This window comes from Shewanella sp. 10N.7, from assembly GCF_020806285.1.
Taxonomy (GTDB): domain Bacteria; phylum Pseudomonadota; class Gammaproteobacteria; order Enterobacterales; family Shewanellaceae; genus Shewanella; species Shewanella electrodiphila.
Window position 1 is genome coordinate 65,797 of record NZ_JAJGZS010000021.1, and the last position, 25,699, is coordinate 91,495.

Genomic DNA, 25,699 nt, shown 5'->3' on the forward strand with positions numbered 1-25,699 from the left:
GCTTATATCACCATTTTTATGACTGTTATTTTCCATTTCTCCTTCCATCATTTACCCAGTAACAGGTGCCTTATGAGCTCATCAGGATTTTCATTTTCAGCTGCGTTGTCAGCAGTGCAGTCAACTAAAGATGACGACAAAGCAGAGAAGAAGCCAGCCGCTGGTTTTTCAATGTCGAGTGCGTTAGCAAACACAGCTAAGAAGACTGTAGAGATTAAATCTGAAGTTAAGTCCGAAGTTAACGCTGCTCAAGTTAATGCTACTCAAGCTAAAACAGCGACAGTAAATGATGATGCTTCACTACTAAGTGCAGATGATTGGCAGCGTGGCGATATTAAGCTTCGCTGTGTTGAGAAGTGGAACGAAACTCATGATGTGGTCAGTTTTCGGTTTCAAGGCTTAACACCGGTTAAGTTTAACTATAAGCCTGGTCAGTTTATTACCTTTAAGCTCGAGATTGATGGTGAAATTGTTTATCGCAGTTACACCATGTCATCTTCACCTTCTCGCCCTTACTCAATCGTAGTGACGGTCAAGCAAATTGCGGGTGGCAAGGTGTCAAACTTTGTTGCTGATAACGTCAACGAGGGAGATGTGGTCACAATAATGGGGCCAGATGGGGCGTTTAATTTAGTGGATATTCCTGCTACAAAGTACTTATTTTTAAGTGCTGGCAGTGGTATAACACCAATGTACTCTATGTCTCGCTGGTTGTTAGATGCCAGAGTGGGCAGCGATATTGCCTTTGTGCACAGTGCACGCAGTAATGACGATATTATTTTTGCTGATGGTTTGAGTTCGATGGCGCACCGTAGTGCCAAATTCAGTTTACATTACTTACTTGAAGCAGCTCCTGAGCTTGTTGAAGGCGTTAACCATACGGCGAATGATAGCCGTATGTTAGGGCGTTTAGATATCGATAAACTCGTTAAACTTGTTCCTGATTTTATGGCGCGTACTGTGTTTGTTTGCGGCCCTGAACCTTATATGGTTGCGGTCAAGTCATTGGTTGAAGCTAGTGGATTTGAAATGGAAAACTTCCATCAAGAGAGCTTCACAGGTGCGATAAAGTCAGAGAAGCTTGTTAGTGATTCAAGTAGTGACGACAGTCGTCAATTCATGCTGAAAATAGCAGATAAATCCATTTCGCTTTCCACTGAGCAAACATTACTTGATGGTATTGAGTCTGAAGGGCTACCAATTATTGCAGCCTGTCGCAGCGGCGTATGTGGTGCATGTAAGTGTCAGGTGACTTCAGGGACGACAGAGTCGAGTAGTACGATGACATTAACGCCTGAAGAAATTGCCGCGGGTTATGTATTGGCTTGCTCTACGGAAATCACTTCAGATGTGACGTTAAAAATGTAGCTAATGATTAACTCGTAATTTAAACAAAAAAGTCAGCAAATGCTGACTTTTGTTTTATTGGGAGTCACTTTTTATTTTTTGAGAGTGAGTTTACGTGTTTAAGTTGCCATTTAACAAGGCATAGATTAAAAATCCGACCCAGCTCGCTACCAGTAATATCCAAGGGAACTTAGGCGATGAGGTTGGCGCTTCAGCGATAAATTCTATTTCACTCGTTTCTTGGCGTGATTTGGCTTTTAAGTCTTGCTTACGTTGTTTATCTCGGCCTCGGGCTTTGGCCTTTTGCTGCTTTTTGTATTCAGCAATGCCTTTTTCGATGCCTAGCGCAATTAACTTGGTTTGTTCTTTGGTTTGCGAAGGCTTTTGAGTGGCTTTTGCTACCTTCATTGCTTCATTTTGGGTTTCTTGAGAAATACTCTTTGCCATCACTGCCTACTGTCACCATGTAAATTCTCGCTACACTATACCCAATCTTGCTACCGAAGATAAATTGTAGATTAATTATTGTTAAACCATGAGCTATCGCAATGAGTGGGTGTGCGCTTTGTCGTAAAATGGTTTTTTCAATATAAGGAATCGTTAAATGTCTGACTCAATTCATGGTCGTAATGTTATTAAGTTGATGAAAGCGCAGAATACGCCACAGCCACATCAACAATGGCTTGCTCTTATGGCGCAAGAGTTTGGCGAAAATGCACAGTTTCACACATGTCGTGCTAGTGATATGACGGGTTCTCAGTTGGTTGATTTGTTTATCAGCAACGGCCGTTTAACTGAAACTGAAACTGGCTTTGAGATCAATCAATGTGGTCATTGTGCGGGTAAAGAGCATGGTGAAGAGGCTCACTCACACGATTAAATGAGACAGAATTCAGTTTTGATTATTCATAAAAGCCAGTCTCTGACTGGTTTTTTTATGGGGGTAAATAATGTAACTGGATTCTTTAATCGTGACAAATGCGCTGTCTTAATGAGATATATTGTCATAGCACTAAAGCATTTTTTAATTAAGACATTGATGAATTACCTATCACCTGCTTAAATTGTAAACAACACAGGATGCAGGAAATCATGGATGAACAAACTTAACAGTCACCCCATTAGTCGTCGCAGTTTTATTAAAACTATCGCTGGTGGCGCTGCCGTCAGTTTTACTATTTCAAGCCTTCCCATCTCTTTGCTTACTGCAGAATCCCCACCTTTAACCGATATTTCCCCTGAGCCAGCATGGGCACCTGAGCCTGGTGTTGCGCAATGGCGGATCGATGGTAAGCCAAAAGTCATGGGGCAAAAGATATATGCTCGTGATTTTCGTGCTCGCGATTTAGCGGAATATGGCTGGCCATATCAAGCTGAAGAAAGGGTGGTGTATGCCCTAAGAACCAATCGGATAAATACGATTGTAATGGATTATCAGCTTTCAATGCTCCCAGCCGAATTACAACCCATTACCATTATTGATGCGCACAAACTGGTTGAAGATAAAGTGGATATTAGCTGTGATATGAAAAAGCCATTTTTTGTGTGTGCCAAGAATAGGAACAAGAGTAAGAGTAAGTGTAAGAGTAGGCATGTTGCTGATTATTACGGCCAGCCTGTAGCTTTGCTAATTTTTGCAAATTTTGATGTCTATCGCCGTGCTAAAAAAATCCTGCAATTTAATCAAGATACTATTATTTATGGTGATACAGTTACTCCACTTCAGCCGAGTATTTATGGTAACTCTTATGAATATGTAAAAGGCTCATTGAATGATAATCCCTTCAATGTGGTACATGATGAGCCTGAGTACTATAAAAGTCACAGTCCTTTAGTAAAGAGCAACATTAATTCTGCCATTGAGGTTAACACTGCCTCTGGAGTGTGGCAGCAATATTCAGCTAATTATGTCACTCAAGTTATGGATCCTATGTTCATGGAGCCTGAGGCTGGGTTAGCTTGGTATGACAAGCAATCGTCTCGTCTGCACTTATTGCTCGGTACTCAATCACCCACAGGGGATATATCTGGAGCAGCAGAAATATTTCGAAATGCAAAATGTACTTATAATGTCAGTGAAGTAGATTTGATTGCTTGCTATCCAGGAGGAGGATTTGGTGGGCGTGATAGCTCTTACTTTACCATGTATTTAGCCATGGCAGCGCCCTATGCTAATGGCTATCCATTGCGCTGGGCACAAGACAGATTTGAGCAATTTCAAGTTGGGTTAAAACGTCATCATACTGAATTTACAGAAAATTTATGTATTGATGATAATGGCCTTATTCAAGCTGTTACAGCGAGTTTTACATTAAATGGGGGAGGAAGAAAAAACTTAAGCCCTTATGTTGCTGAACTTGCAGCGTTAAGTGTCTGTAATGCATATAATATCCCGCAAATCATCGCTTATGGTGAAGCTCTAGATACACCAGATTTAATTGGCGGGTCGCAACGTGGGTTTGGTGGACCACAAGCCTTTATTGCTTTAGAAACCTTATTGGATCAGGCTGCAGAAGATACAGGTCGAGACCCTTTCACTATCCGCCGTTTAAACTTGCTTGATAATCAGAGCACAACGGTAACAGGTGCACCTATTCAGCAAGATTTGCAATTACCCCAAATTCTTGATGCATTAGAAGCTCAGCCATTGTGGACTAACCGTGAGGCAACAAAGCAACAGTTTGCCACTCAAGGGCTTAAATATGGTGTGGGGTTAGCGTTAGCAAACGAAGCGTATGGTACCGGTGGTGATGGTATGTTTGGCGCTGTGATGATTAACCCTGATGGCAGCATTACTGTTCGCACCCCCTATATCGATATGGGTAATGGCGCAGCCACGGCGCTTGGCTTAGCACCATCTGTTTGGTTAGGGAAAAATGCCAGTAATATTATGATGGGCGATGCTGGATTTTTTAATAATCTTGGCTTAACGAAGATAGATGCTTACCCTTCTTGCGAACCATCAGATGTTCAAGATGACCCTGCGAAACAAGTGGCACAGTTATCGGGTTCATCAAGTGCTTGTCTTGGGGCTTTTTACCAATACCATGCCGTATCATATGCGGGGCTAAGTCTACTTATAGGCTCTGTTATCCCGGCTTTACAGCAGCTTTGGCAAACACAAGTGGACTATAAACTGTTAGCTTTCTCCCAAGGAAGTATCAGTCTAGAAGGGTTTCCTGCTATTGAATGGAGCCAGATTGTTGAAGTAATTTTTAGTCAGCAACTACCCAATAGCGCTGCCGTTCATGCCAGCTTTGTTGGCGAGTTCGTCAATGCTGACTTTAGCTTTTATTCATCAAGCCAAAACCCAATCACTCTGCCTTTAGACTATATTGCCCTTGGCACCTCGCCTAATGCTTTACAGACTGTCACTCGAACTAATATGACTACACTACCAAAGGTTAATTCACGTTATGGGCGTAGCACTTACGCACCTAGTGGGGCATTAATTGCGGTATCTGTCGATCCTAACACTGGTTATGTTGTTGTTGAAGATTGTATTACAGCGTTGAGTGCAGGTGTGCAACATTGCCCGCAATTGGTGAGTGGCCAATCTCAAGGTGGTGTTGCAATGGCAATGGGTTATGTACTGTCTGAAGACTGCCCTTTAAGTCCTGAAGGACCAGGTGCTGGCAATTGGAATTTAGATAAATATAAGCTAATGAAAATGGGTAATGTACCTTTAAATCAACAGTTGCTGGTTATGCCTCCTGCCGATAATGAAGTGACTGCGCGGGGGATTGCAGAGGCTGTAATGTGTCCAATTCCTCCAGCTATTCTCAACGCATTAGCGATGGCAACTCAACATCGTTTTACACAGTTACCTGTAACGCCAGTGGCAATAAGGACGGCAATCTAATGGATAATTTACGGATTTCTTTTGTGGTAAATGGTGAGCAAACTGAAGCGCCTACTACTGATGGTGATATGGCTTTAGTTGATTATCTACATGAACGACTAGGATTAACTGGAACCAAATTTTGTTGTGGTATAGGAGAGTGCAGAGCGTGTACTGTTGCCACTAGAAATGGCCCTAACGCAGCAATGCAAACGACTTTATCTTGTTCAACTCCGGTTGATAGTTTGACAGGCTTAGAAATTTTTACTGTAGAAGGATTACAACAAGGAGATGAGTTGTTACCTCTTCAGCAAGCTTTTTTAAGGCACTTTTCTTTTCAATGTGGCTATTGTACTTCTGGATTTTTGATGGCCACCTGGGTGTTATTGCAGAAGTTACAGCTTTCTCCCATTTCAGAGAATGAGCTGGATGATGCCATAGAGCAGGGTGTTGGCCGCAATATTTGTCGCTGTAGTGGCTATGTTAGATATTATCAAGCAATCAGAGAGTTAGCGCTGCCTTTAACGAGGGAGCACTTGTCATGAAGGGATATAAAGGATTTTTACCAGCTTGGTTATTTTATATTTGCCACTCAATATGTGTTTTAGCCTTGATTGGCTGTGATAGCTTGGGTACATCATCTCAGCAGAAGCAGAGTACAGTGATTGATGAAGTGGTTATTGTAGAGCCAAACCAATCGATTATTGAGTATGGCCAACAGTGCGCAAACTTGGTTGCTGAGGTGCCAGCATTTGACTGTAATGACGGGGTTGATGTGCCAATTACAGTTAATGGGCAAATACCAGAGTATCAAGAGTATACGCAAAATATGGTTTGCGACCGTCCTGCATTATTGCCTTATGGTGAAGGCACTTTTGGCCAGTGTACTCCTTATTCTAAGGTGTTAGATTTATCAAATAAGACAACTCAGATATCTGCTTTTTGTCGCCGAAAATACCTTCGACCCGATGATAGTCCGTTATATGACGAAGTTGACGTCATTTTGCATAGTACCACTACAGGTGATACGTGTTGGTTTCATGCTGAAGCCCCTTCTGGAACAAGTGCCGGATTTGATGCTTCAAGGGTACCACCACCTAATGAAGTCAGTCCTCCTCCAGGGCATGTTGATGCAATGACTTTTTGGTGGAAGCCGCTTGATACAGTGAGCAAGAATTGTGGTGGTTGTCATGATGCAGATCCGTTTATGTATAGTCCATATATAGGGCAGGTTTGGCAACATGTGCCGGTTGATCCATTCGGACCATATAATAATGCGATTGGTGATTTTGCTCTGTGGCCAACGTCTTCAAGCATTGAAACCGAGGGAAATACCTGTACCACTTGTCATCGGATTGGTAATTTAGGGAGTTGTGTTAATGTCGATCTTGAAACGGGACAAACATTCCCTGGTAATATTCAAGTCGCCTCTGGAATGGCATTACCTGTTAATGGAGGGGATCAATTAGCGAACCAGTATCCTTTGAGTACTTGGATGCCGATTAATAATTTCCATAGCCAAGCGTTTTGGCAACAGGTATACAGTCCTTCAGTATCAGCTTTGTTGTCATGCTGCGATAATCCTCAGCAACTTCAGTGTCAATTAATTCCAATAACAGGTAGTTGAATGAACTGATGCCATAAAAAAACGCCACTATTGAGTGGCGTTTTTTATCACAGGTGACGGCTTAGCCTATCACGCTTAAATAGCCTTGCAAGATTATGGCATTAACAATATCAATAAAGAACGCGCCTACAATTGGCACTACCATAAAGGCTTGTGGAGAAGGGCCTGTTCTTGATACTAATGCACCCATATTCATTACAGCTGTTGGTGTTGCTCCCATACCAAACCCACAGTGACCACCTGCCATTACCGCGGCATCATAATTGCTACCCATCAACCTAAATGTCACGAAATAAGCAAAAAATGCCAGGATAATACCTTGAGTCAGCAAGATGATTAGTAATGGGATTGCAAGGTCAAAAATTTCCCATAACTTTAGATTCATCAATGCCATAGATAAAAATAGGGCCAATGACACCGTACCTAATATATCAACACTTTCTTTATTGATTTTAAATCCACGGGTTAACTCAGTGATGTTAGTGATAACAACACCTAAGAATAATGCATACACAAAGTCAGGCATTTTAAGCCAAGTGAGCCCTGATTCATGTACAAAGCTGCCAAACCACTTTGCACCTGCAACACAAAGCAATAATGTAAACAAGGTTTCTAATATACGTTTTGCAGTGACTCTGTCTTCTTCTAATTGGTCATAGGTGACCAAATCAGGATGATCTTTATGATGATTACCACCAACACCATAAGATGACACTAAGTTGTTCTTATTAATTAAGCGCTGCGCGACTGGTCCGCCAATAATACCGCCCATAACAAGACCGAAAGTTGCAGCAGCCATGGCAAATTCAAGCGTATTAATGCCGTAAGAGTCTTGGAATGTTTGCGCCCATGCTGCTCCGGTACCATGTCCACCAGAGAGAGTAATAGAACCAGCAATAAGCCCCATTATTGGTTCTAAACCGAGTGCTGAGGCCATGCCTACACCGACACCGTTTTGAATAATAATGTAGAGAGAAGCAATACCTAAAAATAAAAAGACTTTACTACCACCCTTGAGTAACAGCTTATAGCTGGCCGCTAACCCAACCGAACTGAAAAACATCAGCATCAAGGTGTTTTGCATCGATAAACTAAACTGCAGACTGACATTATTAAAATGCAAAACCGTGATGATTCCAGCGACAATCAAGCCACCTACAATAGGTTCTGGAATATTGTATTTTCTGAAAACGGCAACGTGACGGTTAACGCTATGGCCGATGAATAAAACTAAAATCGCGATAAGAAACGATTCAAGCTCTCCAATTGAGTAGACTGTATTCATGAAACTCCTCTTTGTAGCAGTAAAAAACAATTACGCACTGCCGTAACGCATCACCACATGGTATGCCTTTTATATATGACTCAAATTAATTAGTTATGCTGATTATAGATTATGAAGAAGCTAAATATAATGAGATTAAAGCCAAATGAAGGATTAACCAGCTGATCGAAGCTGTAATTAACATGGTCTTAAAGGGATTGAGAGGAATGTTAGCGTAATAGTTGTGAATGTAAAGTTGCTAGGTTCAGTTTGTTGCGTTTTTGAGGGTGATAAATCCCGAGAGATCTGGCTGGTGGATTCAATCTACAGTGGTGACAAAAAGTACGCTAAATCTGATCCTGCAATGAGATTCTTGATTTCTATTGCATTAAAGAGTGGAACCCAATTATGTTATGAATTCCACTTTGTTCTGATAAACCTCATCATTTAACAAGTGATTGAAATCGCTTGTATCAAGCTAACGGTTTAGCTGAATTAGTCTACTGCAACCATCACATTGCTAGCTTTGATAATCGCGTAAGCATTACCGCCAACCACTAAACCTAGTTGCTCACAAGATTTTTTCGTCACAACAGAAGTGATTTCTACGCCTTGAGCAAGCTCGATAACTACTTCGTTGTTGACTGAACCTTCTTCAATTGAAAGAATTTTTCCAACGAGTGAGTTGCGTGCACTGATCTTCATAATGTTTTGTAATCCTTGTGTGTTATTTTTTCGTATCTAAATGATACTTATAGATAATTTATATTATAAAAATGTATTTGCAATCGTCTTGTACGACTAATGAGAATAGTTTAGTCGTTATTTTGGATATTTGAGGGTTGCTTCGCACTTTAAGTGATAAAAATGTAATTTATCTTGCAAATTTATTGTCATTCTTAAGTTGTATTTTTGATAAAAATTTCTAGTCAAAAGTTTTTTGTTTTAATTTAAATGGTTATTTTTCAGTTGTTTATAGATTTTGCGCTTGTCAATATTTTGACTTGTTAACCTGATGTGGTCAATGTTAAAATATGCTTAGATTTAGGATGTAATAGATACTCTAACGGCAAACTCGTTGTAAAATGAGGACGCAAAGTGACAGCACAGGCAGGTCTGTGGGCTGCATTACTGAGTGTTAAAAGATGGCAGATTGTTTGTACAACTTATAACACTAGGATTTTATATGAAATTAACAAAGAAGTTAGGGATGCTGTTAGCACTGTCTTGCTCCACAGTTTCTATGGCTCAAGCTAATGATCTAGAGCTTGTTGCTGGTCAATACTTTTATGGCTATGAAGACCAGTTTAATAATGGTACTTGGGGGATTATTGATGACCTCGACTTTTCAGAACTACAAGAGGAAAACCCCAATTCACTTAAACGCGAATTGAAAGCGCTTTATTCTGAAGATGGTAAAATGTACTTTGACGTGCAGTGGACTCGAAAAACACTGAAGAAAATGTTTCCTGCTGAATGGGAAAACGTAAAGTCATTGGACGGTGATGAGCGCCGAGCTGCTATCAAACAGCTCCGTAATCAAGCTTGTGACGCGCGTATGGAAGTGGGTTATGCCACTACTTACGGCATTGATGGTGAAGGTTACGCAGCAGAACTTGATACGCATGCATGTAATAATGAACAAAAGCTAGGTACAGTCAGAATGCGTACATATGTACCTACTGTACCAGGTGCTGAATACGCTATTTCAGTTAAATATCAAAAGCGCGATTATGATTATGAAAGACTTGGTGCTCGCAATGAAGCGCAAGCATTTCGCGATTTGATTGTTCGAGTCGGTTCTGAAAAGCATAAACTCTCTATTGATGCAGTTGAAGGCGAGTCATTAGATCAGGGCTTTAAGAAAGCCTGGATAACATTTACTGCTGATCGCTTTTATACACCGCTAATTCTACGTGATAGTGGCTTTCCTGATAGTTACGGTATTTTAATCCGCGGAGTTCAAGCTTTTAAAACAGCTGATAATGAACGCGAGCTGGAATGTTCGGCTTATTATGCTGCCCACACGCGAGCGTTAAAACGTTGTTTAGTTGGGGATGTCGACCCTCAATCTATCGGCTGTGATTTGACAGCTGCTAACATAGAGTGGATTCAAGGGGAAAAAGTAAGTACGAACCCTGATCGTTCTACCGTTTCGAATGTTTTTAGTACTGCTAATGATAAGTTTTTAACGCTAGGTCAAGCGGGTAAGCTTAAGTTAACCATGAGACAGAACGGTATCAATGCTGCTTGCCCTATTGCTGGTAAAACTCTTAAATTCAATGAATTTACTGCAAATGATCAAACGTATTTAACTTACGCTGAGAAAGGGGTTATCGGTATTAAGCTAATAGGCTGTGAGGACGAAAGCCAAAATGGTCGCACACTATTAGCGAACCAACACTACTCTGCGGATCCAGAAAACCCTTATGAAGTTCAAACCAGTGATATTTTTGAATACAACTTCGCTCCAGAGTTTTACCAAGGTTGTCGTTTATCTAAAGTGGTTATCACAGATAGAACAGACCAGATCCCTGAAACTCAAGAAGGCTATATTTCTTACAGTTTAGGTATTGAAGTCAACAGTCTTAATTTGACAACTGAAGATTAATTTCAGTTTTTAGACTCTAAAAAGCTACCTTCGGGTAGCTTTTTTTTTGCTGTTTAAAAGTGCTATAAAGCTCACCGAGTAACCAACTCTATTCGTCACACTTTGATCATGTTGGTGTCACAAAATTCTCTCACAATAATCCAATTAGATTAGATGCTCTAATCGTAATCGTATCAGTAACAATTATAAATAAAGGAATAGGTATGAAGTTGTCAGTGACGAGACGTGATTTTTTGGCGATGTCTTCAAAAGGTGTTGGGGCTGTGGTTGTCTCATGTGGCTTAATGGGGTGCGTTTTTGATGATGACGATGAAAAGAGCGTTAATGCAGACTTTCTTCATGGTGTAGCAAGTGGTGATCCTACTCACGATGCGATTATTTTATGGACCAGAGCAACGCCAGAAAATTCGCAAGATAACGAAGTGAAAGTGTCATGGGAAGTGGCTACAGATGAAAATTTTGACTCAGTCGTGACAGATGGCCAAATGGTAGCGACTGTAGCTCAAGACTTTATTGTTAAAGTCGATGCCGTTGGTTTAGAAGCGGGCACAATTTATTACTATCGCTTTAAAACGGCTAATAAAGTGTCTGTTGTAGGTCAAGGGCGCACCTTACCTGAAGGCGCTGTGAGTGCTGCTAAATTTGCTGTTATGTCATGCGCTAATTACCCAGCCGGTTATTTTAATGTATATGAATTAGCTGCTCAGCAAGATGATTTGGATGCTGTGATCCATCTTGGGGATTATATTTACGAATATGCTCGCGGTGAATATGCCAGTGAAAAAGCCGTAGAGTATGACCGACAAGTGCTACCCGAAGGTGAGCTATTTACATTGGCCGATTACCGTACTCGTTATGGCCAGTATCGCACTGACACAAGTTTGCAAAAACTGCACTCTGCTGTCGCATTTATTACCGTTTGGGATGATCATGAAGTCGCGAATGATACTTGGCGTGATGGCGCTGAAAATCATAATGATGACGAAGGTGATTTCGACACAAGAAAACAAGCGGCGTTGCAAGCTTACTTTGAGTGGTTGCCAATTAGACCATGGACAGAAGGTAACCATGAGGAAATCTACCGTAGTTTTGCATTCGGAGATTTAGTCGATTTACATATGCTGGACACTCGTGTGTTAGCTCGTGATAAACAATTGGAATATGCCACTTACACAGATCCTGCAACAGGTGCATTTGATAGCCAGCAGTTTATGGCTGATGTCACCAATACTGAACGCACCATGCTAGGTCAAGAGCAATTATTATGGCTGCAAAGTTCGCTATTACAATCAACAGCAAAATGGCAAGTATTAGGGCAACAAGTGCTTATGGGGAGCATGTTACTACCAGCTGCTATTGCTACACTGCAAATGAGTATTCCTGAATTTGCTCGTTTAGGCGGATTAGCGCAATTAGCAGCAAGAGCACAAGCTGGCGATCCGAGTCTCACCGCTGAAGAGTTAGCCTATTTACAACAGAACCAAGCTGAACTGACTGATGAAGTACTAGCGTTACTGCAATTACCTGCCATTCCATACAATCTAGATGCATGGGATGGTTATGCTTATGAACGTGAAGTCATTTTCGCGTCAGCTAAGTCTATGGGACATAACTTGGTTGTCATCGCAGGCGATACTCATAATGCTTGGGCGAGCGACCTAACTGATGCAGCAGGGGATACTGTTGGGGTTGAGTTTGCAACGAGTTCAGTGACATCCCCAGGTCTTGAATATTATTTAGGCTTACCAGATGAGCAAATTCCAGCAACTGAAGCGGCTTTGGTGGATCTTGTTACTAATCTTAAATATACCAATATTAACGATCGTGGTTTGTTATTACTGACATTTACTCAAGATGAGGTAAAAAGTGAATGGATGTATGTGGATACCATTGCAAGCAAGACCTTTACTGAGAACTCATCTCGTTCACACTCCGTGACCAGTGCTGCGGGTAACCCTGCCATAAATTAAAGTGAACCTTTGATTTAAAGCGCGTATTAGAGTGTGTTTGAGAGAGTATAGTAAAGCTACCTATTAGGTAGCTTTTTTGTTTACTGAGCTGCTAATTTACCCAACTTTGACTATTAATCCTTGTTAATGAATCTCTAAAAATCTTCACACTCTACTCATGGAACTTGGCAGCTCAAACGGATATGCAGTGCTATCTGAAGAGTCATGTATATTGTTGATAATAAGAATTTATCTTGAGAGTAAATGCTAGTGGCGAGGTTGGTGCTGGAAATGTAAGCAGAAAACATGCTAGCTTAACCTAAATGATTAAATGCTCAACTAATGATGAGTGAAGTTGTGGTCGTTATAAAGGAAAGGTTACGCCAAGGATGTCGAACAAAAAAATGTTTAACTCATATTTCAAAAAACAGCTATTTACCCCGTTATATATAAAGCCATTGCTTAAAGGGTCATTTCTTAAAAGCTCATTGCTTAAAAGCTTGCGACTTAAAAGCCCATTGCTAGGCCCTCAGTTTAATTCAAAATTTATATTGTCTGTTGGGGTGCTAAGTTGCTCTTTATTGAGTGCTTGTAGCTCAACAACATCAACACCCTCAGTGGCTTCATTACCCATGCCGGAAACTGCGAGCTATTTCATCAAGTCCGAAGCGCCATCAACAGTGCCTTCAATTGAAAGTTTGTCAGAGTTACTACCACAGCAGAAACAAGAGCTTAATGAATTTATAGCCCGTGACGATATTGTCGGCTTGTCGAAAAGGTATCAAGTTTCCCGATTTATTGAAGATAAAATGGTCAACTTTAATTATGAGGGCTTGAATTACAGCACTTCTCAAGCTTGGCAGCAGCGCGCGGGTAACTGTATGGCATTGGCGATGCTGACCTATGGAGTTGCAAAGCACTTAGACGTTAGAGCTGTATTTCAGGTTGTGCACTCGGCACCATTATTAACGCATATTTCTAATGACCTTATTGTAACCTCTGATCATGTTCGAACATTTTTGTATGAAACCGATGCTGGCGGCGTGTATTTAAACGGTAGTGAATTTACTGTGATTGACTATTTCCCAGATAGCAATGATCGCACTGGTGGGGTGGTGAGTGAGCATGAATTTATTGCAATGTTTTATCGTAACCTTGCAGCTGATGCTTTATTAGCGGGCGAATTAACCTATGCTTATACACTTCTTGAAAAAGGGCTCTCGTTGGCTCCTCGGTATGTACCATTGATCAATATGATGGCAGTAGTGCATAGGCGCGTTGCCGAACACCAAATTGCAGATGAGTATTATCAATATGGGTTACAGTTTGAATCGAATTCACTTAGCTTGTTGAGTAACTATCAATACTCCTTGTCTGAACAAGGGAAAGCACTTGAAGCGGATGCCGTTCTTCAACAATTGCTACAACTTGAAAATCATACCCCCTACGGTTGGTATTCGATGGGAATAGAGGCATTAACTTTACAACATTATTCAGCGGCAGAAACTTATTTTAAAAAGTTCATTAATAACAGCCCTTATTATCATCAAGCTTATTATGAATTGGCGAAAGCGCAGAATGCTTTGGGGAAATATGTCAGTGCTGAAAAAACCATTCAACAAGCGTTATCACTTACTTCAATGGGCGAGAGTCAGCAGAAGTATTTAGCTAAGTTGAATTGGCTAAAGCAATCTACAAAGCAAGATGTGGTTGAGTGACAGCTGTTGTATCTTTGCGTTCCATTTGCATAAAAACCATTAACTGGCTTTTATGCAAACGTAATGTTCTGTATGACTAATCAATATTCAACGCCACGATTTTTAACGGGTGGTTATCATCAAATGAAGGGAAGTCTTCATGGCAATGAAGCCATTCGATAGCGCTTACCTGACGCCCTTGCTTTTCTACACAGCGTACTAGGCTCGCTAACCAAGCTTCTCGGTCAACTTTAGCGACATTATTACAACAAACAATAGTACCGCCGTCTTTTGTGGCTAACATGGCAGGTTTAAATAAACCTTGATAATCATTAATTAAATCAACGGTACCGAAAGGGCTTTTAGCGAAACGAGGTGGGTCTAAAAAGACTAGGTCAAATTGAGTTGCTGCCAGTTTTGGATACTTTGGTAGTTTTTGGCCGCGACGACCGCCAACTTTAAGTCCTGCTAGCTGCCTTAGGGCAGGAAACGCATCACTTTGAATGAACTCACAAACTTCTGATACATGGTTTAGCTCTGCATTTTTCTTGCCTGCTGCAAGGGCAAAAGATGAAAAATCCACATTAACAGCCCGAGTTGCTCCACCCATAGCAGCAGCGGTACCAATACCACAAGTGTACGAAAACAAGTTCAATACTGTTTTATCTTGGCTATTGGCTCGTACATATTCTCTGCCTATACGCATATCAAGAAACAATAATGGGTCTTGGCCTTCATGGCGAAGTTTAGAGGTGAACTTTATTCCATTTTCCTGGATAACTTGTTCTGAGCAAGCAAACTCATGATGTTCAGTTTGTAAGTTGTTTTCTATTCGAGAATTTCTTTTAGCACGATCATTATAGATCACAGGCAAAGGCGTTAGAGCAGTGAGTAAATCGGTTATTTGTTCTAGTTGTTCTTCAGTTAATGTTTGATGAAATGTTTGAATAAGCCAAGCGTTACCGTAACGGTCAATATTAAGGCCATTTTCGCCTTCTACAGTGCCATGAAATAAGCGAAAGCAATCTGTTTGATTGACTTCGGATTGAGCGAGAAAATCTGCTCTTTGATTAATGGCTTGGGTTAACGAAGACTGAAGTGACATAAAAATGCTCGGTGACAAGAAAATTGAATAATGCGTAATTATATCAAGCTTGGGCGCATCTGTCGGTAAAAGCGCATTAAAACTAAATTGTAGATTTGTCTATCACTGACTAAGCTAAATAAGAGGTTAAATATCAATAAAGTGACCTAGCATGATTATTTATGTTTTAAGTGTATTGAACCGTGAAAAATCAGAATAATATTACAGGTATCTATCCCAACTTGGTTAGATTCTAGGGGTTTTAGTTGAAATCGTATAATGATCCTGCTTTTTTAAAAGTATTAATGGTTAGGTTTTTTATTGCCACACTGTTTTGCACTTTAGCTGTTAATAGTAAAGCTGATGAGGTGGTATTTGATCCTTTAGAGACTATTTATAACAGCCAGCAAGGTCGTGAGTTGGTTGAACTCTATTATCAAGCAGATGCAGAGCCTGAAAAAGTCGAAGCAGAGTTAGAGGTACTTAACAATCAAGGTGCTATAGATGAGAACCCCTATTACAAAGCCATTTATTATCGCATTAAGCATAATATAACCTTGGGGCGAACTGATATTGAACAAGCTGAAGTTATTGCGAAGGCAATGTATCAATATGGTCAAGATGTTGATCAACAATGGGTCGTGGCAGAGGCATTAACTTTAAAAGGTATTCTCGCCGCCAGACAAGGTGAAGGGGATAAAGCGAAACGCTTGATCGATCAGGCAATTGAATTAGCCTCACAGTTAAATTATCACCGCCTGTGGGCTAGAGCCTTAAATGCTAGGGGCGTATTACATTCTCGTGATTTACAATATGAAGCCTCGCTCAATGATTATCATCAGGCGATCTCCTTACTACTCAATATCAAATACAATAACTTTTTAAGTAAAGTTTATTCTAATATTTCAGTTGTTTACTCGCGGGTTAAAGATTGGCCTAATGCAATAAAATACAATGAGCTAGCAACAGATTTATATATCAACAGCGGCGCAGCGAGCTTTGAGCATTTAGTCGTGCTATACAGCAATGCCAGTCACATCATGCTGCAAGTAAATGATATTGAAGCGGCGACTGACTTCAGTCAAAAAAGTACAGCGGTCGCTCGTAAGTCAAATAATGCGCAATTAGTGGTTAACGCACTGTGGACTCAAGGTGAGCTTTTAATCAATCAGCAGCGTTATTTAGAGGCTGAGTCTATTGTTATGGAGTGTATTGAACTGTCGGCTGGAATGTACGACCCACTAGCGCGTAATCAATGCCTGTATGGTTTAAGCCAAGTACGTTTGTACCAGCAGAATTTTGAAGACGCTGAAACTAATGCGCTACAAGCGTTGGCTGGTTTTACTGAAATTAATAATCAAGATTTTTCACTCAGCGTGCATCAGTTATTAGCCAATTTATACCAACAAACGGAACGATTCCCTCAAGCTATCACCCATTTGATTGCTTATTACGAAGGAAGGAAAAAGCAGCTATTTGATAAACGCGAAGAGCAAATATTTGAACTGCAAATGAAGTTTGATACCCAATTACAAGAAGAGAAAATTGCCCTTTTAACCGCAGAGAATGAGCTCGCAGCAGCCACATTAGAAAAGAAAGGTTTGCAAGAGAAGCTGTGGATGCTGGTATTGGGTATATCTTTTATCGGCTTAGTGTTTTTGATTCATCGTTATGTGACTCATGAAAAGCGAATTAAGCACTTAAGTTCCACTAACAAAAATTTATTCATGCAATCAAACAAAGATCCGTTAACGGGTCTGCATAATCGCCGTTATCTTGAAAACTTTGTCGAGCATAAGGCGATAAGATCTCAAGTGAGTTATTACAGCGTCTTGATGCTTGATTGTGACAAGTTTAAAAATGTGAACGATACCTATGGTCATGAAGTGGGTGATGAAGTGCTGAAAACCTGTGCTGAAAGGTTGCAAAGCTGCATTAGAGGCAAAGATATTTTAGCTCGTTGGGGTGGCGAAGAGTTTATGGTGTTACTGGCGTTAGAATCAGCCGAACTACAACCACAGGTGCTTAAGCGATTTAATAACGTGATTGCTGAACAGCCAATGAAAATTGCCGAATTAGAGTTATTTGTGAGTATTTCTATTGGTGCGACAATGCCAGTGGCTGCCAATGAACTTGTAAAAGGCTGGCTACATTATAAAACCATGGCCGATGTTGCTCTATATCAAGCTAAAGGCCAAGGCCGAAATTGTGCTGTAATCAGCCGAAATGAAGAGGTGCTGTAGCTTTAAACGTTATGGACCTTAAAGGTTTTATCGGCAATGACTTTTCCATTCAGTTCTAATGTCATTCGCCAATTACCCACTTTATTACTCACGGGTGACCAAATACAGTCGCCCAAGTAAAACTTCCAATCGTTTTCTTTGATATACACTTCACCATCAAATGGTGGGCGGACATTGCCATCGGCATCAGGAATATCAGGATGGTAAATACAATACTTTAGTACTTGGTTTTTAGCTTTTTTAATGCGAGTAACAAAGCCAAACTCCATATCCAGTTCAGCAGGCACATGGACGGTCGCTTTCAAAAAGCGGGGTAACTCATCACTGTCTGAATCCCATTGGCTGAAGATGCCTGACTGGATAATGCTGATATCTGCTTTTAATTTACTCATGAAAGATTACTTTATCGACGGGTATTGGCTGAAGTTACTCAGCTGATGATAAATGCTTAATCGCTGCTTGCATTGCAAACTCATAGCCTTGAATGCCTAATCCGCAAATCACCCCAACAGCTTTATCTGAAAGGTAAGAGTGGTGTCTAAATGGCTCACGGGCATGGACATTGGAAATATGGACTTCAATGAAGGGAATATTCACTCCCAATAGTGCATCACGTAATGCGACACTTGTGTGGGTAAACGCGGCAGGGTTAATCACAATAAACTGAGCATCAGTTGCATGAATGGCGTTGATTAATTCAAATTCAGCATTGGACTGAATATGATCAAACTCGATACCCGCTGCTGCAGCTTGAACCTTAGCATTTGCCACTAGTGTGTCTAAATTATCACTGCCGTATAAACCCGGTTCACGACGACCTAATAAATTTAGATTAGGGCCATTCACTAATAAAATTTTGGCTTGAGTCGTCATTGAGGTTCCTTGCTAAGTTAGTGAGTCACTATTAATACATGAGCTAATGTATCTTATGTCAGTGTAATTTATCACGTTAATGAATGCCAAACGGGGAATTATTTTCATCATTATAAATGATTAAAATCTTTGCTAATAATCTGACTTTCCGCTTCGTAATGCTTTGGTTGCACCACGTTTCTTTTTCGAGTCGACCCTGCGGCGTTGGCTTCCCTTGGTTGCCTTTGTGGGAATACGTGCCTTTTGCACAATGCCGACGCCTTTCACCAATTCAATAAACTGTTCTAATGCGAGCTGACGATTAAAGTCTTGGCTGCGACTTTGCTGACATTTGATGATGATTTTTCCGCTCTTGGTTATGCGGTGATCAGCTTTTGCCAACAGCTTTTGCTGATAAAACTCCGGTAATGAAGACTGTCTGATATCAAAAATAATCTGTGCCGCAGTAGAGACTTTATTAATATGCTGCCCGCCCGCACCACTTGAACGGATAAATTGCCATTCAATTTCATTGTCTTCAATGCTGACGCGGTTGGTAATATTTATCATTTTTAGGGTTAACTTAACTATTTTTAGCGCATTAGTGTGGAGAGTTTAACAAACTTTTCTATAGTACTGCTGATAAGATTTGTTACTATCAGCAAGAATATAGGCTGTCGTTGATGAATTAATATTGTCAGCCAGCCGCAATACCGTTGGAGTTGCTTTATGTTGTGCCAAATCCCAGATATCGCCGAAGGTGTTATCAGTTTATTTGTCAGTGGCCGTTTATCTACCGAAGATTACCAAACACACTTGCAGCCGTTAATCACTCAATATCGAGAAGATAGCGGTAAAGTACGTTTATACATTGAAGCCGATGTGCTACTTGAAGGTTGGGACGTTAGCTCGTTATCGGGTGGTGATAAAGTGCAATTACCGCACTTTGATGCATTAGTCTTTGTTGGCGGACCAGACTGGGTGGGCAATGCGGTCAATTTACTTGGCCCATTTATGCAAGGCGAAGTCGCTTGGTATCCGCTAGAACAAAAACAACAGGCAATTGCTTGGCTTCAACAATAAAGACTGTGATGCCAATTTAATCCGTTTTACTCATTTATCGCTTTTAATCATGTTATTTCAAGGAAGTATTAGACAATGTTGAATAAAAAAGTAACCCACTTAGCCACCAAATTAACTGTTATTTTCGCAGCTGCAGCTTTGATATTAGGCCTTAGTGCTTGTGCACCTGAAGTGGGGAGTGAAGCTTGGTGTAAACAAATGCAAGATAAACCAAGTGGTGATTGGACAGCTAATGAAGCCGCTGATTACGCTAAGCATTGCGTATTTTAAGATTAAAACTAAGTTGTGACTTAACTCGTTATTATAATATTTCTTGCTAGTCGATTGAGAACTTTTAGCTAAACTCTAGGTCATATTGAATGAGAGCTAGCTGACACTAGTTAGCTCATTTTTATTTATTTTAGTTGCTTATTTTAGTTGCTTATTTTAGTTACTTATTTCAGCTCGTTATTGTTATGAATAAAAGGTTTTTACTTGTCACTTTCCACGTTTAGACAATTTGCTAAATTAATGGTCGCCGTTATGTTGCTGCAATTTATCAGCACTAACTTAGGTGAGCATCAATTACATCTTGGTGAAAGTGAAAATGAGCAAGTAAACCATTCACACCTCGTTTTTTCAGCGCCTGCTGATAGCTGTGATAAGGGCGATGATTTAGCCCACTTATTTAATACTCATTCAAACATTGAACGCCACGAACACATAGTATCTTCTGATACTCAGAGCTATGAATTGTGTTTAGATTGTCAGTGCCATGGTGGCTATAGTGCAACGATTGATGTCGTTGCTCATTTACTGCCTGCGGCCATTATTTCTGAGTCGCCCCATACCTTTATTCAAGCTTATATTCCACCTGACGCTCGCCTAAGTTACCGCCCTCCCATTGCGTGATCAGTTAACTCTATAACTGATTAACTCTGCAAATTTTAAAACTTGTTTGGCTTTTTTGCCGATGATATTGCTGTGCATGCTTGCGCATTAATACTTTCAGTTGTGCTTGGCACTAATTAGCGCTCGGGCATTAGCTAGCGAACAGTATTGAATTGCGTTTAGTACAAGCGGCTCATCGCCATAAATATTGCTTGTTAATCATCACTTAATTTTACTGTTTTGACCTTTGTCGAACCGAGAATAAATGATGAAAAAATCGATTTTTGCCTCAGCGCTGATTGTACATTTCTGTGTAATGATTTTCTCTGCTAAAGCGACTAGTGACCGAATTTCTAGCGTTCCAAGGTCCAGTAGTTGCGGGATTTTATTCAACATTACTTTCAAAATTAAGCTCCAAAAATTAAGTGGATGCGAAGCAATTCCCCAATCATTTTTCAATAAAAGTATTCCGTCGTTATTCGCAATATTGCAGTGGTTGTGACAGCAACATTGCCTGCGGGTAGCAACTCGAAAGGTAACACTATGAAGACTCAACTTTTAACACTAACTCAAATTAGACTAGCGATTATTTCTTTAGCTCTAATGACATCGTTAGCTGTAGCAAACACGGCGTGGGCTGCTCAGGCTGATGCAGCGGAGCATGGACATGCCCACAATGAAATAGAAACAAATTCCCAGACCGATTCAGTGGTCGATAAGCCTAGTTCTAGTTATAAACCTGGCAGTAAAAGAAGCGAACGACTTAGCAAAGAACTTAATAAAGGAATTAACAAAGAACCTAACAAAGAACCTAACAAAGAACTTATTACAGAACCCAATGAACAACATAGCGACGCTTTAGTATTAACTGCGCAGCAGCAACAGCTCGCAGGTATCGAAGTCGTCAATTTATCCAGCAGCACATTCAATTTAGATGATGTAGCCACAGCCACATTAATCGTTGATCGCGATCGCACCATGACACTAGCTCCACAACTCGATGTCAGAGTATTAAAGCGACATGTGGTGCCGGGTCAATTAGTGAAACAAGGGCAAGTGTTATTGACCTTAGGCGGCGCGGCAGTGGCGCAAGCGCAAGCTGATTATATAAACGCAGCAGCTGAATGGGACAGGATTAAGCGTATGAGCCAAAACACGGTGAGTGAAAGCCAACGTTTAGAGGCGCAAGTACAAGCAGAGCTCACCCGCGCGAATCTTGAAGCGCTAAAAATGACTCGCGCGCAAATTAACGCTTTAGTTAGCCAGCCAGAATCCATTGGTCGTTATCAATTATTAGCACCAATTAATGGCCGTGTGCAGCAGGATGTTGCCATGCTAGGTCAGGTATCCGCTGGTGGAACACCGTTAATGCAGCTTACCGATGAATCACACTTGTGGGTTCAGGCTCAGTTGTCAGCGCACCAAGCGGAGGGGATTAGCAGAGGCGATAAAGCTTTAGTTAAAGTCGATGGTTTATCTATTGAGGGCACTATTATTGGCCGCTCACATGAACTTGATTTGGTTACCCGAACTGAACAAGTGCTCGTAAGCATTGATAACAGCAAATATAGATTACATGCAGGTCAATTTGCTGAGTTGTACTTACCAAGTGCATTGAGTGGTGGAGTGATATTACCTGATGCCGCTTTAACACGAGGATCTGATGGGCATTGGCAGGTGTTTATACAAGATGCTGATGGTTTTGAAGCGATGGAAGTTGAGGTAGTTGAAAGCCAACGTGGGATGAATATGGTAACGGGGATTGCTGCCAACAGTAGAGTGGTGGTGAGTGGCGCTTTTCTTTTAGCTTCTGAACTTGCGAAAGCAGGTTTTGATATCCATAACCACTAGGGGCCACTAATGCTACAGAAATTAATTGAAGCAGCGGTGAAAAACCGATTGCTAGTGGGCTTGGCATTGATATTTATTGTTGCCGCCAGCGTATTCATGCTGCCCAAATTAAACTTGGATGCATTTCCTGATGTAACCAATGTGCAAGTGACAGTGAACACTGAAGCCGAGGGGCTCGCTGCTGAAGAAGTTGAAAAACTGATCAGTTATCCCGTGGAATCGGCTATGTACGCCTTACCTGAAGTCACTGAGGTAAGGTCATTATCTCGCACTGGATTGTCGATAGTTACAGTGGTTTTTGCTGAAGGCACCGATATTTATTTTGCTCGTCAGCAGGTGTTTGAGCAGTTACAAGCGGCTAAAGAAATGATCCCAGATGGCGTTGGTGTACCTGAGATTGGCCCCAATACTTCTGGGTTAGGGCAAGTTTATCAGTATATTTTACGGTCGACACCAGAATCAGACGTTGATGCTGCAGAGCTTCGTAGTATTAATGATTACTTAGTGAAGCTGATTTTAATGCCAGTCGAAGGGGTGACAGAGGTGTTGTCATTTGGTGGTGATGTTCGCCAATACCAAGTGCAAGTCGACCCGAATAAATTATTAAGCTACGGCTTATCTATGCCCCAAGTCACCGAAGCGCTCGAAAGCAATAACCGCAATGCGGGTGGTTGGTTTATGCCCCAAGGTCAAGAGCAGCTGGTTGTACGTGGTTATGGTTTATTGCCATCGGGTCAGGCGGGCTTAAAGGCGATAGGGCAAATTCCATTAACAGAGGTCGCGGGGACGCCAGTTCGTGTTACTGATATCGCCAAGGTGGAATATGGCCGTGAAATCCGTGTAGGGGCGGTTACTTTTACCCGTAAAGAGCAAAATCCAGTAAGTGGCAAAACCGAAGTCAATGCTATGGGCGAAGTCGTTGCTGGCGTAGTACTTAAACGCATGGGCGCGAATACCAAAGCCACCATTGATGACATTTCAAAGCGCGTTAGTTTAATTGAACAAGCACTGCCAAAAGGCGTCTCATTTGAGGTGTTTTATGACCAATCGGATTTAGTTACGCAAGCGGTTACTACTGTGATTGATGCACTGTTAATGGCCTTTGTGTTTATCGTGGTTATTCTGGCTTTATTCTTGGTGAGCTTACGTGCCACGTTATTAGTGCTGCTATCCATTCCTATATCGATTGGGTTAGCGTTAATGATCATGTCTTACTTTGGGTTGTCGGCTAACTTAATGTCGCTTGGTGGCCTAGCGGTAGCTATTGGCATGTTGGTTGATGGCTCAGTAGTGATGGTTGAGAATATTTTTAAACAATTAACTCAAGAGGAAAATAGTTCAGATCCAACAGCGGCTAAAGTCATGCGAGCGGCTAAAGAAGTGTGCAGTCCTATCTTCTTTGCTACCGCAATTATTATCGTAGTGTTTGCGCCACTATTTACCCTAGAAGGGGTTGAAGGCAAGTTATTTCAGCCAATGGCGGTAAGTATTATTTTAGCGATGATATCTGCATTGTTAGTTGCGCTGATTGCTGTTCCTGCAATGGCGGTGTACTTGTTTAATAGCGGTGTCACCCTCAAGCAAAGCCCAATCTTGACCCCAATTGAGAAAGGGTATCGGCAGTTGCTTTTGGCGGTAATGCATAAACCTGCAACTGTGATGGGAACTGCTGCTACATTATTTATCGCTAGTATGCTGTTAGTGCCAAAACTTGGCACTGAGTTTGTTCCTGAACTTGAAGAGGGCACTATTAACTTGCGGGTGACGCTTGCACCAACTGCGAGTTTGGCGACATCGTTAGATATAGCGCCGAAAATAGAGTCAATATTGATGGCATTCCCAGAGGTAGAATATGCCTTAAGTCGTATTGGCGCACCTGAACTTGGCGGCGACCCTGAGCCGGTGAGTAACATTGAAATCTACATCGGCCTAAAACCTGTTGATGAGTGGCAAAGTGCCGAAAATCGTTTTGAGCTACAGCACTTAATGGAAGACGAATTAAGTGTTTTTCCAGGTTTGCTGTTTACCTTCTCACAACCCATTGCCACCAGAGTTGATGAACTGTTATCAGGGGTGAAAGCCCAATTAGCGATTAAAGTTTTTGGGCCTGATCTTGATATATTGTCTGAAAAGGGACAGCAACTTACTGAGCTTGTTAGTGAGATTGAAGGCGCGGTAGATGTGTCGCTTGAGCAAGTCAGCGGTGAGGCTCAATTGGTCGTTAGGCCATTAAGAGAGCAATTGGCGCGTTACGGTATTAGTGTCGATCAAGTGATGAGCTTAGTGAGTCAAGGTATTGGTGGCGTGAGTGCAGGACAAGTCATTGACGGTAATGCTCGCTACGATATTAATGTGCGTTTAGCTGAAACTTACCGCAGCTCACCTGATGCACTTAGAGATTTGATATTACGTGGTGTCAATGGCGCGCAAGTTCGTTTAGGCGATGTAGCGCAAGTAGGCGTAGAAATGGCGCCACCTAATATTCGCCGTGATGATGTGCAGCGCCGCGTTGTAGTACAAGCTAATGTATCAGGGCGTGATATGGGCTCGGTGGTGAATGACATTTATGCCATAGTGCCAAAGGCAGAGTTACCAGCAGGTTACACTGTGGTGGTTGGTGGTCAATACGAGAACCAACAACGCGCGCAACAAAAGCTGATGTTAGTGGTGCCAGTATCCATAGTATTAATTGCCTTGCTGCTGTATTTCTCGTTCGGTTCAATCAAACAGGTTGGCTTAATTATGGCGAATGTACCACTGGCGCTAATTGGTGGGGTGGTTGCTTTATATAGTACAGGCACCTATTTGTCCGTGCCGAGTTCTATCGGTTTTATCACATTATTTGGGGTAGCGGTGTTAAATGGCGTGGTGCTGGTGGACGCGATTAATCAGCGACGTGCACATGTTAGAAATATGGAAGGTGATGAGAGCTTATTTGAGAGTGTCTATGAAGGCACGGTTGGTCGATTGCGGCCAGTGCTAATGACCGCGCTCACCTCTGCACTAGGGTTAATCCCCATCTTAATGTCATCAGGTGCCGGCAGCGAAATTCAGCAGCCATTAGCGGTGGTGATCATCGGGGGACTGTTTAGCTCAACTGCACTGACGCTGTTGGTATTACCGACGATGTATCAGTGGTTGTATAGAAATGAAATACCAAAAGGGAATAATGTTCGATAGGGTAATGAGGCAAGTTAATTCAATTAGTTACCTTTGCGGTTAATGGCAATATGGGCATTATCATTTAAAAAATGATAATGCCTTTTTAATTTCTTATTTCCTTTTTCTCAACTCCTTTTTCTCAACTCCTTCTTCTTAATGCCTTTGATGTGGTCAAGTAAATCTGTACACGCTTAGGGGAGTTATTATCATGCCGCCAT

The 25,699-nt window shown here is 41.4% G+C and carries 21 protein-coding genes and 1 riboswitch; of the genes, 14 read left to right on the forward strand and 7 right to left on the reverse strand.

Translation table 11 applies throughout. The features are described from left to right. Positions 1–72: 72 nt before the first annotated feature. Complete coding sequence (locus LMH66_RS14105; protein WP_229370752.1) at positions 73–1,368, forward strand: hybrid-cluster NAD(P)-dependent oxidoreductase; 1,296 nt, start codon at positions 73–75, stop codon at positions 1,366–1,368. Between the two features lie 90 nt (positions 1,369–1,458). Here LMH66_RS14105 and LMH66_RS14110 read toward each other — a convergent pair whose 3' ends face one another. Next, positions 1,459–1,794, reverse strand: a complete 336-nt coding sequence (locus tag LMH66_RS14110) for a DUF2956 domain-containing protein (protein ID WP_229370754.1) — start codon at positions 1,792–1,794, stop codon at positions 1,459–1,461. Positions 1,795–1,951: 157 nt separating this feature from the next. Between LMH66_RS14110 and LMH66_RS14115 the strand changes: the two genes are divergently transcribed. The 4 genes from LMH66_RS14115 to LMH66_RS14130 all read left to right on the forward strand — a co-directional run bounded on the left by LMH66_RS14115 (position 1,952) and on the right by LMH66_RS14130 (position 6,815). Then, positions 1,952–2,227: a YecH family protein gene (locus tag LMH66_RS14115; protein WP_102528452.1), complete on the forward strand. Its 276-nt coding sequence runs from the start codon at positions 1,952–1,954 to the stop codon at positions 2,225–2,227. Positions 2,228–2,443: 216 nt separating this feature from the next. Continuing rightward, positions 2,444–5,209, forward strand: coding sequence for a xanthine dehydrogenase family protein molybdopterin-binding subunit (locus tag LMH66_RS14120; RefSeq protein WP_229370756.1), 2,766 nt, complete (start codon positions 2,444–2,446; stop codon positions 5,207–5,209). Then, a complete protein-coding gene (locus LMH66_RS14125; protein WP_229370757.1) occupies positions 5,209–5,733 on the forward strand; it encodes a (2Fe-2S)-binding protein in 525 nt (174 codons plus the stop codon). Before LMH66_RS14120 ends, LMH66_RS14125 begins: the two co-directional genes overlap by 1 nt. Further along, on the forward strand, positions 5,730–6,815 hold the full coding sequence (locus tag LMH66_RS14130; protein ID WP_229370758.1) for a hypothetical protein: 1,086 nt from the start codon (positions 5,730–5,732) through the stop codon (positions 6,813–6,815). The genes LMH66_RS14125 and LMH66_RS14130 overlap by 4 nt, the downstream gene beginning before the upstream one ends. Before the next feature lie 61 nt (positions 6,816–6,876). On the opposite strand, the gene gltS is transcribed toward LMH66_RS14130, so the two are convergent. Beyond that, positions 6,877–8,100 (reverse strand): sodium/glutamate symporter, encoded by a 1,224-nt coding sequence (gene gltS / locus LMH66_RS14135; RefSeq protein ID WP_229370759.1) that lies wholly within the window; start codon positions 8,098–8,100, stop codon positions 6,877–6,879. Positions 8,101–8,574: 474 nt separating this feature from the next. Next, on the reverse strand, positions 8,575–8,784 hold the full coding sequence (locus tag LMH66_RS14140) for a TOBE domain-containing protein (RefSeq protein WP_102528454.1): 210 nt from the start codon (positions 8,782–8,784) through the stop codon (positions 8,575–8,577). Positions 8,785–9,137: 353 nt separating this feature from the next. Then, positions 9,138–9,215, forward strand: a riboswitch (cyclic di-GMP riboswitch). A 50-nt stretch (positions 9,216–9,265) separates the two neighbouring features. On the opposite strand from LMH66_RS14140, the gene LMH66_RS14145 reads away from it, so the two are divergent. The 3 genes from LMH66_RS14145 to LMH66_RS14155 all read left to right on the forward strand — a co-directional run bounded on the left by LMH66_RS14145 (position 9,266) and on the right by LMH66_RS14155 (position 14,357). Continuing rightward, entirely contained in the window at positions 9,266–10,690 is a 1,425-nt protein-coding gene (locus tag LMH66_RS14145) for a hypothetical protein (protein ID WP_229370760.1), read from the forward strand. A 203-nt stretch (positions 10,691–10,893) separates the two neighbouring features. After that, on the forward strand, positions 10,894–12,660 hold the full coding sequence (locus tag LMH66_RS14150) for an alkaline phosphatase D family protein (RefSeq protein ID WP_229370761.1): 1,767 nt from the start codon (positions 10,894–10,896) through the stop codon (positions 12,658–12,660). A gap of 611 nt (positions 12,661–13,271) precedes the next feature. After that, positions 13,272–14,357: a tetratricopeptide repeat protein gene (locus LMH66_RS14155; RefSeq protein WP_229370762.1), complete on the forward strand. Its 1,086-nt coding sequence runs from the start codon at positions 13,272–13,274 to the stop codon at positions 14,355–14,357. 76 nt (positions 14,358–14,433) lie between these two features. On the opposite strand, the gene LMH66_RS14160 is transcribed toward LMH66_RS14155, so the two are convergent. Further along, positions 14,434–15,441, reverse strand: a complete 1,008-nt coding sequence (locus tag LMH66_RS14160) for a class I SAM-dependent rRNA methyltransferase (RefSeq protein WP_229370763.1) — start codon at positions 15,439–15,441, stop codon at positions 14,434–14,436. Positions 15,442–15,686: 245 nt separating this feature from the next. Between LMH66_RS14160 and LMH66_RS14165 the strand changes: the two genes are divergently transcribed. Beyond that, positions 15,687–17,663 (forward strand): GGDEF domain-containing protein, encoded by a 1,977-nt coding sequence (locus LMH66_RS14165; RefSeq protein WP_229370764.1) that lies wholly within the window; start codon positions 15,687–15,689, stop codon positions 17,661–17,663. Positions 17,664–17,665: 2 nt separating this feature from the next. Here the strand turns inward: LMH66_RS14165 and LMH66_RS14170 are convergent, their stop codons facing one another. The 3 genes from LMH66_RS14170 to arfB form a co-directional block, all read right to left on the reverse strand. Then, a complete protein-coding gene (locus tag LMH66_RS14170; protein WP_102528460.1) occupies positions 17,666–18,055 on the reverse strand; it encodes a DUF3859 domain-containing protein in 390 nt (129 codons plus the stop codon). Between the two features lie 34 nt (positions 18,056–18,089). Next, positions 18,090–18,536 carry a type II 3-dehydroquinate dehydratase gene (gene aroQ / locus LMH66_RS14175; RefSeq protein WP_229370766.1) on the reverse strand — a complete coding sequence of 149 codons (447 nt, stop codon included), beginning with the start codon at positions 18,534–18,536 and terminating at the stop codon, positions 18,090–18,092. A gap of 132 nt (positions 18,537–18,668) precedes the next feature. Then, positions 18,669–19,085: an alternative ribosome rescue aminoacyl-tRNA hydrolase ArfB gene (gene arfB, locus LMH66_RS14180; protein ID WP_102528462.1), complete on the reverse strand. Its 417-nt coding sequence runs from the start codon at positions 19,083–19,085 to the stop codon at positions 18,669–18,671. 159 nt (positions 19,086–19,244) lie between these two features. Here arfB and LMH66_RS14185 point away from each other — a divergent pair, with 159 nt between their 5' ends. From LMH66_RS14185 to LMH66_RS14205, 5 genes are all read left to right on the forward strand, one after another. Then, complete coding sequence (locus LMH66_RS14185; RefSeq protein WP_229370767.1) at positions 19,245–19,598, forward strand: STAS/SEC14 domain-containing protein; 354 nt, start codon at positions 19,245–19,247, stop codon at positions 19,596–19,598. Between the two features lie 75 nt (positions 19,599–19,673). After that, positions 19,674–19,868: a DUF3012 domain-containing protein gene (locus LMH66_RS14190; protein ID WP_102528464.1), complete on the forward strand. Its 195-nt coding sequence runs from the start codon at positions 19,674–19,676 to the stop codon at positions 19,866–19,868. Positions 19,869–20,072: 204 nt separating this feature from the next. Next, on the forward strand, positions 20,073–20,489 hold the full coding sequence (locus tag LMH66_RS14195; protein WP_102528470.1) for a hypothetical protein: 417 nt from the start codon (positions 20,073–20,075) through the stop codon (positions 20,487–20,489). Between the two features lie 522 nt (positions 20,490–21,011). Further along, positions 21,012–22,319, forward strand: coding sequence for an efflux RND transporter periplasmic adaptor subunit (locus LMH66_RS14200; RefSeq protein WP_229370768.1), 1,308 nt, complete (start codon positions 21,012–21,014; stop codon positions 22,317–22,319). A 9-nt stretch (positions 22,320–22,328) separates the two neighbouring features. Beyond that, on the forward strand, positions 22,329–25,499 hold the full coding sequence (locus LMH66_RS14205; RefSeq protein WP_229370769.1) for an efflux RND transporter permease subunit: 3,171 nt from the start codon (positions 22,329–22,331) through the stop codon (positions 25,497–25,499). Positions 25,500–25,699 lie beyond the last annotated feature (200 nt).

Excerpts from the sequence above, each read along its gene's own strand:
- LMH66_RS14115 (WP_102528452.1), top strand. The coding sequence starts at position 1,952 with ATGTCTGACTCAATTCATGGTCGTAATGTTATTAAGTTGATGAAAGCG.
- LMH66_RS14170 (WP_102528460.1), bottom strand. The coding sequence starts at position 18,055 with ATGAGTAAATTAAAAGCAGATATCAGCATTATCCAGTCAGGCATCTTC.
- LMH66_RS14155 (WP_229370762.1), top strand. The coding sequence starts at position 13,272 with ATGCCGGAAACTGCGAGCTATTTCATCAAGTCCGAAGCGCCATCAACA.
- LMH66_RS14190 (WP_102528464.1), top strand. The coding sequence starts at position 19,674 with ATGTTGAATAAAAAAGTAACCCACTTAGCCACCAAATTAACTGTTATT.
- aroQ (WP_229370766.1), bottom strand. The coding sequence starts at position 18,536 with ATGACGACTCAAGCCAAAATTTTATTAGTGAATGGCCCTAATCTAAAT.
- LMH66_RS14120 (WP_229370756.1), top strand. The coding sequence starts at position 2,444 with ATGAACAAACTTAACAGTCACCCCATTAGTCGTCGCAGTTTTATTAAA.
- LMH66_RS14205 (WP_229370769.1), top strand. The coding sequence starts at position 22,329 with ATGCTACAGAAATTAATTGAAGCAGCGGTGAAAAACCGATTGCTAGTG.
- LMH66_RS14105 (WP_229370752.1), top strand. The coding sequence starts at position 73 with ATGAGCTCATCAGGATTTTCATTTTCAGCTGCGTTGTCAGCAGTGCAG.
- LMH66_RS14150 (WP_229370761.1), top strand. The coding sequence starts at position 10,894 with ATGAAGTTGTCAGTGACGAGACGTGATTTTTTGGCGATGTCTTCAAAA.
- LMH66_RS14200 (WP_229370768.1), top strand. The coding sequence starts at position 21,012 with ATGAAGACTCAACTTTTAACACTAACTCAAATTAGACTAGCGATTATT.
- LMH66_RS14160 (WP_229370763.1), bottom strand. The coding sequence starts at position 15,441 with ATGTCACTTCAGTCTTCGTTAACCCAAGCCATTAATCAAAGAGCAGAT.
- LMH66_RS14110 (WP_229370754.1), bottom strand. The coding sequence starts at position 1,794 with ATGGCAAAGAGTATTTCTCAAGAAACCCAAAATGAAGCAATGAAGGTA.
- LMH66_RS14185 (WP_229370767.1), top strand. The coding sequence starts at position 19,245 with ATGTTGTGCCAAATCCCAGATATCGCCGAAGGTGTTATCAGTTTATTT.
- LMH66_RS14140 (WP_102528454.1), bottom strand. The coding sequence starts at position 8,784 with ATGAAGATCAGTGCACGCAACTCACTCGTTGGAAAAATTCTTTCAATT.
- LMH66_RS14125 (WP_229370757.1), top strand. The coding sequence starts at position 5,209 with ATGGATAATTTACGGATTTCTTTTGTGGTAAATGGTGAGCAAACTGAA.
- gltS (WP_229370759.1), bottom strand. The coding sequence starts at position 8,100 with ATGAATACAGTCTACTCAATTGGAGAGCTTGAATCGTTTCTTATCGCG.
- LMH66_RS14130 (WP_229370758.1), top strand. The coding sequence starts at position 5,730 with ATGAAGGGATATAAAGGATTTTTACCAGCTTGGTTATTTTATATTTGC.
- arfB (WP_102528462.1), bottom strand. The coding sequence starts at position 19,085 with ATGATAAATATTACCAACCGCGTCAGCATTGAAGACAATGAAATTGAA.
- LMH66_RS14145 (WP_229370760.1), top strand. The coding sequence starts at position 9,266 with ATGAAATTAACAAAGAAGTTAGGGATGCTGTTAGCACTGTCTTGCTCC.